Below are 13335 nucleotides of genomic sequence, written 5' to 3' on the forward strand. Positions count from 1 at the left end.
CCAGATCGCCCTGCTGCCATGTGTCGACACGGCCACGGTGGGGTTTGTCTTCCTGGGGGCCATTTTCCTGGGCGTCGGCGGCGCCGCCGACCTCCCGCACCAGAAGACCTTCGACTTCACTGAGGACATCCGCGCGGTTCTGCTGGGCACGGTGCCGCCTTCCGAACTGGTCAGGACGGCACGGGCCGTCACGGCCCATCTCAGCGAACTCCCGAACGCGTCGACGGGATTCCCGGCCTGGCTTCCCCACTCCGAGGGCCGAGAGCGCGTCAGGTCCGGCAGCCACAGGGCCTTCGGCTGGGTCGACGAGACCCTCCGGCGCAGGCTCGGCATCGCCTCGCCAACCGCACCGGAACAGGAATCCGAACCCGAAGCCGAACCGCTGCACCCGCACGGCGAGCTCCGGGAGATCCCGGACGGCTTCGTCCTCGACGGGGAGCTGACGGGATGGCGCCGGCTACCCGTCGCCGACCGCCGCTTCGAAGGCCCAAACGGCCTGCCGTACGAGGTGTTCGCCGAGCACGAGGGGGGCTGGTCGGACATCGGGCTGCTCCTGGCGCACGACGGCGAGGGCCGCGTGCTCGTCATCCGTACACCCGAGGTAGGCAACCCCCGGCACGCCGTAGACCTCGTGACGACCGAGGTGACGGCGCTCAAGCGGCTGGACGGTTTCTTCGCACCGCGACTCCTGGCCTGGGACGCCCACCGCCTCCGGCCCTGGCTCGCCGTCGAATGCGCGCTGGACGGTGCCTCAGAACCGGCACCGAACCTGCATGACTTCGTAGGGCAGGAGGGCACACTGCACCGGGCGGGCCTGCTTGAGGTGGCCCGCCAGCTCGCGGCGAGCCTGGCCAACGCCCACGAGAACGGCCTGGTCCACGGCTCGCTCACCCCCCGTCGCGTGCTTGTGGCGGGGCGCAAGATGCAGATCACCGGCTGGATGACCGCTTCCGTGGACGGCAGGATCAGTCCACATTGGGACGCGTACGCGCCACGCCCTCGGTACCGTGCCCCGGAGCTGGAAATGCCCGGCGGCGAACCGACCCGCGAGTCCGACGTGTACGCGCTCGGTGTCATCCTCATGGACGCGGCGACGGGCGAGGGACAGGGGGACTATCTCTCCGAAGCCACGTTGGCGCTGCCCGCCGGCCTGCTCTCCGCCGACTGGACGGCGATCCTGGAGTCCTGCACGCTGTGGGACCCCGCGCGCAGGCCGTCCGCGGCCAGGCTGCAGCGGGCGCTCGACTCCCTCGCGCTCCAGCGGCCCGGGGGCAGCCACCCCATGATGGTCTCCCTCGGTCTGGACCCCGGCCTGGTGCCGGTGGGACTGGACCTGGAGAGCGAACACCGGGGCGGCCAGGGCCCCCACCTTCTGCTCCGCGGGATTCCGGCCACGATCCGCAGGAGTATCCTGCGCCGCGTCCTGGACCAACTGATGCGGCAGAGCCCGACAGGACTGGAACTGGTCCGCGCGGACTACGACGGACGCAGCGGGCTCACCCGCTTCGAAGACGTCGTGCGCGGTGCGTCGTTTCTCCGCCTGCGCGACGACCCGGCGCACGTCCTCTCGTTCTGTGAGAAGCTCCGACAGGAAGTCACGAAGCGCTGGGACATGCTGGGGAGGAGCGCCAACGACTCGGACTTCGGGGCGCTCGCAAACGACGCAGGTGAGTACGGCATCCCACACGTTCTGCGGCGCCTTGTCGTCGTTGTGGAGGACTTCCAGAAGGTGCTGTTGCTGGCGCCGGAAGTGTTCACGGTGCTGAGACAGGTTGCGGAGCAGGGGCCGCGTCTGGGCATGCATCTGATCGTCAGCACCGACGACACGGACGGCGCGTTGGCCGACCGGGTCCTCGTGGATGGGGCTCCGGCGCGTATCGATCTGCGGAGCCCCCACCAGGGTGGGCCGCATCCTTCCGACCCGCTGACGGCACAGGCCACCCTGCACGTTCCGCCTTCGGGGGGCCCCGTGTTCTTCACGGCGGGACTGGAGGACACCTCAGATCCGCCGACAGGGGACTGATGCCGAACGCAAACTGCAGCAGTGCGGACGGTGTCCTCCAAGGAGAAAAGGTCGTCTTGCCGTGCGGAACGGCGGAGCCAAGCGGCTGCTGCCTGGCACACCTGGCACCTACTTCGGCATCTTCAGCACCCTTAGCCTGTTGTTGACTTCGCCGCTGCTGCACGCATCTCAACGACCGTACCCGGCACACGCTGCCTCGATGGACAGTCGTACGCGCACGCATCGCGCGAAACGACGCGAAAGGGCCGCGCAGCAGAAACCTCGGCTACAAGCCTGCAACCAAGCGCCGTGACCACGGCGTGCGCGATGCCGTAGATGCACTGGGCGGACGCGGTGATCGCCTGGTTGACCGCGTCGCCCGCGGCGAAGTCACCCGGGACGTACTTGCGTACGTTCCACGGCACACTGGTAAGGGCGGACTCGGCGCGGTAGCACTTCTTGACGCGGTCCCCCTCACGTCCGAGGAGTTCGCGCCGGGTCAGCCCGGACGGGTCCTCGACTGGGAACCTCAGCCGGACATGGCCTGCGCGACGCACAGACGCGAGCGGGCGTTGGCGCACTACGGCCTGCGCCGCGACGACGGCCGAGGAGCAACTCAGGGCCCGGCCGCTCACGTAGAACCGCACGCCCTGCTCCCCCACCCAAACGACACCCGCACCCGTGTCTCCTCTCCGAGGCGACGCGGGGGTGCCAGGGCCGAGCAGCAGGGTGCCGATCGTCGCCGAGGGGATGTGGGTGACACCGTCCCCCCTCCGCGGCGGTGATGGCGTTGGCGTCCCGACCCAGCGTGCAGCGCTCGAGATAGATGAAGGACATGCGCTCGCTGGCGCGGGGCAGTTCACGCCGGGTGAGTGCCCCGCACCGCGAGACGGTCCTCAACGCGCCCCCGCCTCCTGCTTAGGTTCTAGCGATTACCGCAACACCCCAGCTGAGGGGACGCGATGGACTTTGAGGTTCGCCAAGACCGGCGGTGGCAGGGCTCACAGATCCTGGTCCGTGAGCGGGAGGAATACTTCCGGCTCATGGACCAGGGTGTCAGCAGCAGAGAGGCGTGCCGGATCGTCGGAATCCACCGGCGAACGGGACTGCGCTGGCGGAACGGATACACCCGGTCGGATAACGAGAAGTGGACGCCGCCGGTCAATCTGGCGATCCCCGACCCCGGGCCGTCACGGCACCTTCGGGAGTCGGAGCGCGTTCACCTTGCCGACCGGCTTCGGGAGAACGCCTCGCTTCGAACGATCGCCGCCGAACTGGGACGCAGCCCCTCGACCATCAGCCGGTAGATACGGCGCAACGGTGCGTTGTGGCGGGGCAAGGGCTGGGTCTACCGGCCGCACGCAGCCCAATCCCGCGCTGACGCACGCCGTCCGCGCCCGAAGCCGGGAAAGATCGGCCAGAACCCCGAGCCGCGCGACTTCACGTCAGTTCTTGAGTAGCTCTCGAGAATCGTCACGAGATCCCGTTCAGCCGAGAGGCTGGGCGGGATCTCGGCGTTTGTGAGGTGTGTTCGAGGTGATGTCCGAACGCGGACGGGGCTTTGGGCGGTTGCCTGGCGGAGGATCGGCCTGGGCGCGGGGTGGTTCGGGTGCGTGAGGGGCGTCGGAGCTGCCTCTGGGCGTGCTTAAGCTCGTCGTGTGGTGCCGGGGAGTCATGTACTCGTGCGGACCATCGTTGGCGGCTAGGGTGGGGAGAGCCCGTTCGCGGCGAGGGAACCTGGAGCCGTTTCCGAGGGTTCCGTGATCACATCGGCAGGATCCCTATTGGCTGTGGTGCCGGCGGTCTGGTCCCAGGTGAACAGCATCTGCAGGTTGACGCTGCAGCCCATCAGGGCGAGGAGGATGGTCTGCGCGACGCGGCCGTGGGCGAGCCGCTTGCTGGGGTCGGCGATATTGATGCCGTGGCTCTTGAGCCGTCCGTTCGCCCCTTCGATGTTGGCCCGTTCGGGCCGGTAGGCGTCCTGCCAGCTGGGGTGGAGGTAGTGCCGGTCCTGGCGGAACTTGTCGCGCTTGCCCAGGTCACCGGGCCGGACCGTGATCGTCGGTTTCCGGCAGACCGCGGCAGTTCCTTCTTGGGCAGGGCTCGCAGGCGTTCGGCCTGGGGGATGGGAACGGTCGGTTTGGCCGCAGTGTGTGCGGCGGTGGCCCGCCGGTCGGTGAGGTCCACGGCGGCAGGTCGTGGTGCGGGGATCTGGTGGACCTGGTTCAAGCGGGGACAGGCCACTTTGGGCGATGGTCCGCTCGCTGGGCACTGGAGCCGGATTGCGCCTCGCTCGTCCGCGGACTCCTTGAGGCGCAGGTAGTACGGCTCGCGGGCGGCGATCTACTCGCGGAGCAGGGTGTGGTCGGCGATGCCGCGTACGGCTTTGTCGCTGAGGTCGAAGGTCGCCTGGGCGAGGGCGGTGGGCATGGCGGGGCAGGCAAGGGACCCGTCGACGAGCAGGGCGCCTTCGTGAGTGCCCTGGACACCGCGGTTCTCTCGTTTGTAGTCGAGGACGAGCTGGTAGCCGAGGCGTCTTGCGGGCTGGGCGAAGTGTTGGGAGACCTGATCGGTGTAGGCGCGGTCGGACGCCAGGATCCCGGTGGGGAAGCCGAACGGGGCCAGGGCGGTCAGGGCATGGATTGCGTTCAGGCCGATCCGCTTGCCGGGGCTGTCCATGACGAGGCCGAGCACGAGCTGGGGGTGCCGGCTGACGCGCTTTCCGGCCTGGGGATGGCCGGCCGGGTGCCTGCGGCTGGCGGCGACGAGGAGGGTGGCGGAGTGCCCGAAGATCCCTTTGTCGGAGCCGCCGCAGTAGTGCCAGCCGGCGGTGATCTCGACGGACGCGAGACCGCGATGCTCGCTGGGCTCGTGGTGCCAGGCGTGGAACCGGGGTGGTGTCGACCCCGATATCGCCCCGCCAGCCCTTGAATAGGCCCCGGCGGTGAGCGAGACGGACCGTGACCAGCACCAGGCGGTCGCTGAGCTCCTGCAGCAACGCCCGACGCCGCACTCGTTCGGAATCCGCGTCCTCCCAAGCCGAGACCGCGAGCCTGGCTTCGTCAGCGGGCAGCCGACGACGTCGGTCACAGCGGAAGGGGTCCAGAGCAGTAGTCAGGCGGTCGAAGGAACGATAGGCACAGCGGGTGAACGCGTGCCGTCCGTGAGCGTCGAGCGAGCCGGGCTCAGGGACCCCCCGGGCAGGCGCCGCAGCTCGTCCAAGAGCACGCGGCAGACATCCGCGAGAGTCGCGCTGCGGTGATAATGGAGAGACAGCAGCAGCCCCACCAGCACGGTCCGCACCGGCAGACCCTTCAGCCCGGGACGCCCCGCCAGCTCGGCGTCGACCAGCTCCAGCACACCCGAACCGTGCAAGAGAGCGTCGAGGTGCCCGACCTTCGAGTCCGGGATCTCGAGCGGCGCGTCGGTGACCGGTCGCGGCCGGCACTTCCTGATCTTTTCCGGACTCCGCCAGGTCCGGGGCTTGGTCACCGATCCGGTCCACGCAGAAGCCCTGCGGCAGTGGCGTCATCGACGGGCGGCACCAAGTGCTGCCAGCGCGCCAGGGACGCGGCCGAGGCGAGCCCGGCCGCCTGCGCGATCAGATGGTGATCGATATGCGCGCGCATCAACTCGACGATCCACGTCGCCCGCAACCGGCCTACCTGCACCGCAGGCAGATCCTGCGGAGGGCGGTGGAGCAGGGACCAGGACCCGATCAGGTTCTTGGAGTACTGGACGGTCCGCCTCGGCCGGAACAAGTACCCACCGCCCGCGCTCTCCGCCAGCTCACCCAGAACCGGGTCCCAGGCGGCCCGGGCGACCAGCGGGACCAGCCGCTCGACGCCCTTGTGCAGCAGCGGTCGTCCCGGCGCGGACGGCGCAGATCGATGCCTCGGCTGGCCGCGACCTCCTTCGGGGTCAGCCCCAGACCGGCACCCAGCCCCAGCAACGCGAGTGCGTCGGTCTTCCGCTGGCGAGGCAGATGGGTGGCCCAGTGCCGCAGGCCCGCCAACTCGGCCGTGCTGTAGGTCTGGTGTGGACTGGCCTCAGCATGCATCCGGGCCGGGGGCGCCTCGCCGCGCTCGATCCAGGCCAACGCGTCGCGTACGCGCAGAAGCCACGTCCGGTACGTCCGGACCGACGATGCTGCGATGTCCCCGGCCCGCGAGAGCACGAACGCGTCGATCACCTCGTTGCGCAGCCATGCGTCCGCAGTTCGCTCGATCCCCGCCGCCTCGGCCCACAGAGCCAGCCTGCCTACGACGTGCAGCAGCCGCTCCACGTCGTAGGGCACGGCAGTCACGGCCGCGGCGACGACCGACCGCACCAGCGGAGCGACCTCGACCCAGACAGGCGGAACGTTCTTGGGCCGGTAGCGGGTGATCTTCGTGGACGTGACGGGATCAAGGACCACGGTCCATGCATACCGGCTGGACAAGTAGCCATTCCACAGCTGATCAACTTCAACGGACAGGATGGTGCGCGCATGGTCGGCGGACGCGCCCGCGCACGCGTGGTCTCCACCCGCCGCCCCTTCGACGTGTCCGGGACGTCCTCACCGATCGCGGCGGCGATGTCCTGCACCTTCATCGCCCGACCAGCCCCCGCCAGCAGCACCAGCATCCGCTCTCGCGCCTCTTCCCACTCCAACGGGCCGACAGGTGCGGCCCCGCTGGAAGGTACTTCTGCATCGTCAGGCCAGGAATCGGGGGCAGGGCCATTCGCCACCGATTCGTCCGCAGGGGCCTCTGGCGGCTCTTGCGTGACGTCGCCGTCCTGGTCTGCGTACTCCTCGCCGACCAGGGACAACAGCGTCTCCCACGTGATCGTCAGGTGAGCCAGTCGCTCCTCGGCCACCGCGACCTTCTCGCGCAGCTCGGCCAACTCGCCGCGGACGACTCCCTCTTCCTGATCCAGACGCTCGAACAACGGCGTCATACCGGCCCACCTTCACTCGCCGACCCCAGAACCCGATAACACCCCAAGCCCCATCCGAACATAGGGCCCGCCCTAGCAAGATCGCAGAGGGGGACCGCAGATGCCCCCAAGCGACCGCATGCGATCGCCTTGCGCTCGCACCCCTCCCACGGACGACAACACTCGTCCACGCCGTAGGGTCGGAACATGCCGACCGAAGACAGCCCGGACCTCACTGCCAAGCACTGGCAGGACTGCACGGAGGTGTACGAGTTCCTGGACCAGATCCGCCTCCGTCCCGGAGCGTGGCTGTCCGGCGGCTCACTCCGCGATCCGCAGTCCATGCTGATCGGCTACGAGGTAGCCCTCGGTGTCCACTCCATCGATGAGCCCTGCGACTTCTGGCACGGCGGAGCCTTCAGCCAGTGGCTCGGGACACGCCTCGGCGGCACCAGCCCGCTCGGCTGGGCAGCCGACATCGAGCGCAACACCCCCGCCGGCTCAACCCCCGTCGAAGAGTTCTTCCGCCTCCTCGATGCCTATCGGAGCGAGGCGGCGCAGGTCACCGCGACGACTCGGTTTCCCGGCATCGAATTCATGATCAACACGTTCGTCACCCTCTTCTGGCGCAAGCGCCTCCTCGCGCAGGCGGCGGAGCGTCTCGAAGACCGCGGATTCCGCGTGATCCACCTTGAAGCCGGCCAATGGAACACGGAGCAAGACATGCACCGCGCTATGGCCGCAGCCCTGGACTTCCCCGACTATTACGGGCACAACCTGGACGCGCTCAACGACTGCCTTGGCGACGTAGCCTGCTACGGCGGCTACGACGATGCTCCCGAGGGCACCGGACTGGTCCTCGTCTTCACTGACTATGACCGGTTCGCGGCAACCTGCCCCAGGGCGGCGCAAGTCGTCCTGGACATCATCGCCGACCAGGCCCGCCAAGCGGCCGTACTCCAACGACGCTTCTTCAGTCTGGTCCACAGCAACAACGCCAACATCAAATTCGAACCTGTCGGTGCCATGCCCGTCATGTGGAACAGCGACGAGTGGCTCGACGCAAACCGTCACTGAGGACAAGCCTCGGAGCGCAAACGCCCGCTGCGGCAGTCCTTACCCCGTCGCCGTAGCCCTCCAAGCAGCAGTGACGCACCCTTCTTCCCAGTGCCACCACTCCTTCGCCTCACCGTGCTCCAGAAGCTTGCGGATCCGCAGCAGGTCCGCCTGCGGCGGGACATCGAGCGCCACCATCCCGTACCGCTCGATACCCTCGCCCGTCGTGCCGAGCTTGTGGAAGATCTCCAGCACACTCCGCCTAGCAACAGCTGATCCGCCGTCCTTCAACACGATCAGCCGGATCGTGCAGTTCTCCGAGGCTCGGACCGTCTCCCCTGCCCAGAGGAGACCTTCGCTGTCGAGCTCCACCTTGATGATGTCCCCGCTGGCAACTCCACGTACGAACCACGGCGTGTTGTCCAGCCGCACCGTGCCGTCGCCGAGATCCACCGCCCACAGGCTCTCGACGCTGGCTGGCGGCCAGCCGTCCTCGTCTATGTCCATTCGGAAGTGGACCTTCACGTGGTCGTCACTGATGCTCGTCACCGCACCATTCTCCTTGCAGCACCGCAGGCGCCCGCTCCTACTCCCGAGGGGGAAGGCTCGCCTGGGATCTCCAGAACTCAGGGTCTCGTGGTCCGGCGAGCCACTGGATGAACCGATCCGCTGCAGTCTCGAAAGCATCAGCCAGCGAAGTTGTTCCGACGACAGTCTGTTCGACGGGGTCGATGTAGTGAGCGTTGTGGTCCACCTCGCACCAGCAGGCCACGCTGATGGCCGACCAGACACTGAGAAGGCCTTCCTCGGTCCACTCCACGTCGAGTGAGACCTCGAGCCAGTCACCGCCTTCGTCGTAGAGCGAGACCTCAGCCAACAGGACCTCCGGTGTTCCGGCCTTGGCCCGTCCTGGGAACGTGACGTGCTGCGGGAACCACTGCCAGACCTGGGGCTTCCCCGATACCTGGGCGCGATCTATCGCATCCGCCGAACGCCGGATCCGGTCGAGATCGGCGACACCAGCGTCTGGGAAGAGGACCTCCAGGGGCACGGCATCGAAGGTCCAGCTTGGCGTGTTCATGAGCCTGAGCATGAGGATCATCAGCTTCAGGGGCAAGGCCCAAAGCGGCCCATGACCTAGAGTCGTGGCCGTGACCGAACCCCAGCCGAGCGAGCCCCTGAAGGACTTCCTGAACACCATACGAGCCGGCGAAGTCCGTACCGGCCGCGTCATCAGCATCGAGGACCGGGAGGTGCTCGTCGAACTGGACGGGTTCTCCGGCGCCAGGAAAGCGGTGGGGCGTATCCCTCGCGGTGATGTGACCCGCAAAGCGATCGGGCATCCATCCGAAGCTGTGAGCATGGGGCAGCAGCTCACCTTCGAAGTGATAGCGGTCGACTGGCAGCAGGAGCGCGTCTGGGCCTCCGCTTCAGCGTGCGAGGACCCGGCTCTGCGAGCATTCCTTCTCGGCCTTCGACGCGGCGGAACACACCAGGGCCAGGTGCAGAGCGTCCACAACTTCGGTGTGTTCGTGAACCTCGACGGCGAACCGGTCGATCAGTGCACCGGTTTCATCAGGGGCCCCGAACTGAGCTGGCGGCGGATCGACCATCCCGCAGACGCCGTCACGGCCGGTCAGCGGGTCGTGGGCGAGATCATCGACGTAGACACCAGGCGTGGACAGGTTCAGCTATCGCTGAAGGCTCTCCAGGAGGACCCACTCGTTCCCTTCGCGGACCAGGCGGGCAGTGTCACCACTGGCCAGGTCACCAAGCTGATCCCGTTCGGAGCCTTCGTCCGCGTCGCCGACGGCGTCGAGGGCCTTGTACATAACACCGAGTTCCGAGACGAGCCCGTCGAGCACCCCGACCAGATCGTGAGCGAGGGAGACGCGATCACCGTACGGATCGTCGAGATCGACCTCGTGCGCCGCCGCCTCACCTTGTCAGCCAGAAATCTGCCGCAGAACGGGAAACGATCTACCTGAGAACGGGAAGCGATCTCCAGGTGCCCTGTACCGCACCAGGTCACCGCCATTCGTGAACACCCCGACTTCATCCAGCACCACCTCGAACGGCGCTGGAGTCCCGAGCAGATCTGCCAGGTTCTGCGGGCACGCTTCCCCGACCGGCCGGAGATGCACGTGACCCACGAGACCGTCTACCAAACGCTCTATGCCCGAGGCCGCGGAGAACTCCGCCGCGAGCTGACCAAAGCCCTGCGCACGGGAGTCAACGCATGCGTGAATCTGCAGCCGTCACGCAGGGCTCCCTTCACGGGGATGTGCCGGTCGTGGTGCATCCACTACCGGCTGCTCCGTTGCAGGATGAGTCGCTCTCCGCTGGGCCGCCACGTCTGCGCCTGCCGGATGGCGACGCGGGATGCCCAGATCCACAGGAGCACGCTGACCACGAGTACGACGCCGGCTGTCGACACCAGCAATCCTCCGGTGATGTAGGACTCGCCATCGGCGGACACCGGCGCTGCGAGGGCGGCCGCGACCGCGGTGCCTGCGGTTCCGGCGAGAGCCAACGGGGCGAGAACCGACCACGCCGCAGTGGTGCGGAAGACGCGTAGCCCACCGGTGAGCACGGACAGCGGTGCGAGTGCGCGGCCCTGACGCAGGAACTCCGCCATGGCGCTGAGGCCCGCGGTCGTGGCGAGTACCGCGATGCCGAGCATGCCGAGCAGTGCGCTCCAGCGGCCCTGGTCACGGTTGGGGACGCCTGCGGTGAGCTCGCTCTCGCCCGGCGCCCTGACGGCTGCGCCGCGCGGGAACACCTCGTGGGACAGCCGTTTGAGTGCGGGCACGGACAGAGGTTGTCCGTCCGGCCGCAGAACGGCGAGAGTCGCACCCGTGCCGTCAGGAGCGGCGAGTTCCGCCAGCCTCCGGTCATCGGTGCGGCGGATCAGCAGCGTCGGATCCATGTGGGGGGTCCAGCGGATCAGCTCGCGCAGCCTCGGGTCCGCCGGGAACTTGTCGACGCGCGTCTCGTGTGCGGGGCAGGGCACGTGGAGGGCGGTCAAGGCGGCGCAGTCACCGTACAGGGTCAGGTACTTATTCTTGTTGCCGTCCGGAGGAGTCAGCAGGACTGCCTCGGTCGCCGGTGTTCCGGCGAGGAAGGCGGCCATGGCGGAGGCCGGCACGTCGCCGCGTGCGCCCACGGTGACGAGGTTGCGGCCGATGCGGTCGAGGGTTTGTCGTGCCTCGGCGGTCTGTGCCCCAAACAGTCCTTGCCACGCGATGGCCTGCATGAGCACGATGAGCGCGATCGAGACACCGGTGACGAGTCGGGCCGTCCCGCCGGGGTGTGTGCTGGTACGGCGGCCCGCTACGAGCGTTCCGGGCAGGTCGTGCGATCGTCCCCGGCGGGTGAGCAGGTTTCCGGCCTTGGCGGTGATGGAAGCGATGGCGGCCGGAAGGGTCAGGATCGTGCCGGCGATGCCCACCCAGTTGGTGAGCGTGCGCAATACGGTGTCTGCCGCGAAGAGGTCCGGACCGCGCACCGCCAGGATGATCGCGATGGGGCACAGCACGGCCAGGCGAGACAGCCAGGTGTTGCGGGATGTGTTGCGTGGCCGGGTTCCGGACGCGCCCCGGCGGGGCGCGAAGTCCGCGAGGATCACGGTCGTCAGGATGATCAGGAACGCCGCAAGGGGTGCGAGGACGGCAGCCCAGCCGTAGGGGCGAAGGTGGGAGGCGGAAAGGATGTATCCGGTGTAGGGGATGCGGATGTCGTGCAGTACGGCTGCGGCAACCGCTGCGGCCGCGACGACCGCGCCGAGGGCGGCCGGGGGCACGGCCTCACCGGTGGTGATCAGAGCACGATCCATTCGGCGTCCGCCGAGTGCGGCAACGAGCGCAGTCCTGCGATCGCGGGCGTGTGCACCGGTACGCGCTGCCACGATCAGCAGAGCGACGGCCGGCAGAACGAGCATGCCGATGACCGCGGCCTGGAACATCCATTCGGGCTTCTCGTCCACTCGGCCCGAGCCCGGCTCCAGAGAAGTCGACACCTGTCCGGCCGTCGGGCCGAATCCGGTGACGACAGCGTTGGGTCGCTCGGCGCTCAGTCCGTCGCGGGGGCGGACATAGGCGAGCCATTCGGAAGGCTCGTCCAGTCCTTCCTCACCGATCGTGCCGGCCAATGGGCCGTAGCGGCGATCGATGTCCTCGCCGGCGCCCGCCTTTCGCAGGGCCGGCGACAGGACCGCGTGGCCCGGCTCCGGCCAGTCGTCCAGTCCGGGCGGCAGCGGGGCGTTCCCCTTGTGGGGAGCCAAGTAGACCACGCTGAATCGGCGTTCGCCGTCGAGCGAGTCGGATCCCACGAGCCACGTTGTCGCGTCGGTCGCGCGTTCCTGGGCGTCCTCGGGGGCCACGGGAGTCCTGGCTGTTCGGCGCTCCTCCTTGCCCGCGTACACGGCATGGACGGCGACGAGGCTGCCCAGGCTGAGCGCGAGGACCAGCGTCGCGAGGAGCAGAGCGACGAAGCGCACGCCTCCCGCCTCGGCGCGCCGACCCGCCACTCGCCCAATGGCGAGGAGCTGGCGCGCGAGCTTCAGGGTGTCCCCGCTCGGGGTCATGGCCGTCACGCGGACGCACCGGAGGTGATCGTCTTCAGCGTGCCTGCCTCAAGACGCAGTGTGCGGTCGGCTCGTGCGGCGATGCCCGGATCATGGGTCACCACGAGCAGTCCGCACGCGTAGCGTCGGGGCAGCCCGAAGAGTAGCTCGGCCGTGCGGTCGCGTGTTTCCGTGTCCAGCGCACCGGTCGGTTCATCGGCGAGCAGCAGAGCAGGTTCGTTGATCAGGGCACGGGCCACTGCGGCCCGCTGCCGCTCGCCGCCGGACAGCTCGTCGCTCGTCTCCGCCTGCGGTACGCCGAGGTCGTCGAGGAGCTTTTGCGCCCTACCTCTCGCGCCGTGGCGGTTGGTGCGGGCCAGGAGGGCCGCGAGCATCACGTTGTCCAACGGGCTGAGCTCCGGCAGGAGTTCACCGAACTGGAAGACCATGCCGACTGACTGGGCGCGCAGTGCGGCAAGGCGCGCGGGGCGCAAGCCGACGATGTCGGTGCCCGTCACCTTCACCGACCCTGCTGTCGGTCTGATCAGACCCAAGTACGCAGGACAGCAGCGTGCTCTTGCCGGATCCGCTCGGGCCGGTCACCGCGACGGACTCACCGGCCCGCAGGGTCAGGGAAAGGTCGGTGAACAGCTCCCGCGTGCCGAGGGAGTGCGTCAGCCCCTCGATCTCCAGGACGGGTTGCCTGGTCTCCGTGTTGTGTGCCGCGCCCACTTGCTGTCCTCACTGTGCTGGCTGCTCGGGTATGACGAGCTGCGGTGGAGCGGTCCGGGCC

10 protein-coding genes and 4 pseudogenes are annotated in these 13335 nt (G+C 68.4%); 5 read left to right on the plus strand and 9 right to left on the minus strand.

Features of this window, described 5'->3' with window-relative positions; genetic code table 11:
• Positions 1 to 2023, plus strand: a 2023-nt coding sequence (locus tag ACWGN5_RS35385; RefSeq protein WP_453522515.1) for a protein kinase, incomplete at its 5' end; no start/stop codon positions are given.
• A 275-nt stretch (positions 2024 to 2298) separates the two neighbouring features.
• On the opposite strand, the pseudogene ACWGN5_RS35390 reads toward ACWGN5_RS35385, so the two are convergent.
• A pseudogene (locus ACWGN5_RS35390) lies at positions 2299 to 2902 on the minus strand (type I-E CRISPR-associated endonuclease Cas1e); the annotation flags it as partial.
• A gap of 62 nt (positions 2903 to 2964) precedes the next feature.
• Between ACWGN5_RS35390 and ACWGN5_RS35395 the strand changes: the two are divergent.
• Positions 2965 to 3444 (plus strand): annotated as a pseudogene (locus tag ACWGN5_RS35395) (helix-turn-helix domain-containing protein); the annotation flags it as partial.
• 901 nt (positions 3445 to 4345) lie between these two features.
• On the opposite strand, the gene ACWGN5_RS35400 reads toward ACWGN5_RS35395, so the two are convergent.
• From ACWGN5_RS35400 to ACWGN5_RS35415, 4 genes are all read right to left on the minus strand, one after another.
• Entirely contained in the window at positions 4346 to 4696 is a 351-nt protein-coding gene (locus ACWGN5_RS35400; protein ID WP_453522516.1) for a hypothetical protein, read from the minus strand.
• 420 nt (positions 4697 to 5116) lie between these two features.
• On the minus strand, positions 5117 to 5494 hold the full coding sequence (locus ACWGN5_RS35405) for a hypothetical protein (RefSeq protein ID WP_453522517.1): 378 nt from the start codon (positions 5492 to 5494) through the stop codon (positions 5117 to 5119).
• Positions 5491 to 5673 carry a hypothetical protein gene (locus tag ACWGN5_RS35410; protein ID WP_453522518.1) on the minus strand — a complete coding sequence of 61 codons (183 nt, stop codon included), beginning with the start codon at positions 5671 to 5673 and terminating at the stop codon, positions 5491 to 5493. The genes ACWGN5_RS35405 and ACWGN5_RS35410 overlap by 4 nt, the downstream gene beginning before the upstream one ends.
• A gap of 47 nt (positions 5674 to 5720) precedes the next feature.
• A complete protein-coding gene (locus ACWGN5_RS35415) occupies positions 5721 to 6419 on the minus strand; it encodes a hypothetical protein (RefSeq protein WP_453522519.1) in 699 nt (232 codons plus the stop codon).
• A 710-nt stretch (positions 6420 to 7129) separates the two neighbouring features.
• Here ACWGN5_RS35415 and ACWGN5_RS35420 point away from each other — a divergent pair.
• Positions 7130 to 7999: a barstar family protein gene (locus ACWGN5_RS35420; protein ID WP_453522520.1), complete on the plus strand. Its 870-nt coding sequence runs from the start codon at positions 7130 to 7132 to the stop codon at positions 7997 to 7999.
• Between the two features lie 39 nt (positions 8000 to 8038).
• On the opposite strand, the gene ACWGN5_RS35425 is transcribed toward ACWGN5_RS35420, so the two are convergent.
• Together ACWGN5_RS35425 and ACWGN5_RS35430 are read right to left on the minus strand one after the other, a co-directional pair.
• Positions 8039 to 8527: a DUF4265 domain-containing protein gene (locus ACWGN5_RS35425; protein WP_453522521.1), complete on the minus strand. Its 489-nt coding sequence runs from the start codon at positions 8525 to 8527 to the stop codon at positions 8039 to 8041.
• A gap of 37 nt (positions 8528 to 8564) precedes the next feature.
• On the minus strand, positions 8565 to 9080 hold the full coding sequence (locus ACWGN5_RS35430; protein ID WP_453522522.1) for a hypothetical protein: 516 nt from the start codon (positions 9078 to 9080) through the stop codon (positions 8565 to 8567).
• 49 nt (positions 9081 to 9129) lie between these two features.
• On the opposite strand from ACWGN5_RS35430, the gene ACWGN5_RS35435 reads away from it, so the two are divergent.
• Both ACWGN5_RS35435 and ACWGN5_RS35440 read left to right on the plus strand, forming a co-directional pair.
• On the plus strand, positions 9130 to 9966 hold the full coding sequence (locus tag ACWGN5_RS35435; protein WP_453522523.1) for a S1 RNA-binding domain-containing protein: 837 nt from the start codon (positions 9130 to 9132) through the stop codon (positions 9964 to 9966).
• A 54-nt stretch (positions 9967 to 10020) separates the two neighbouring features.
• A pseudogene (locus ACWGN5_RS35440) lies at positions 10021 to 10209 on the plus strand (IS30 family transposase); the annotation flags it as partial.
• 74 nt (positions 10210 to 10283) lie between these two features.
• On the opposite strand, the gene ACWGN5_RS35445 reads toward ACWGN5_RS35440, so the two are convergent.
• Together ACWGN5_RS35445 and ACWGN5_RS35450 are read right to left on the minus strand one after the other, a co-directional pair.
• Positions 10284 to 12572: an ABC transporter permease gene (locus ACWGN5_RS35445; RefSeq protein WP_453522524.1), complete on the minus strand. Its 2289-nt coding sequence runs from the start codon at positions 12570 to 12572 to the stop codon at positions 10284 to 10286.
• Positions 12569 to 13235, minus strand: a pseudogene (locus ACWGN5_RS35450) (ABC transporter ATP-binding protein). The gene ACWGN5_RS35445 and the pseudogene ACWGN5_RS35450 overlap by 4 nt, the downstream one beginning before the upstream one ends.
• Between the last annotated feature and the right edge of the window lie 100 nt (positions 13236 to 13335).

Source organism: Streptomyces sp. NPDC055815 (assembly GCF_053616475.1).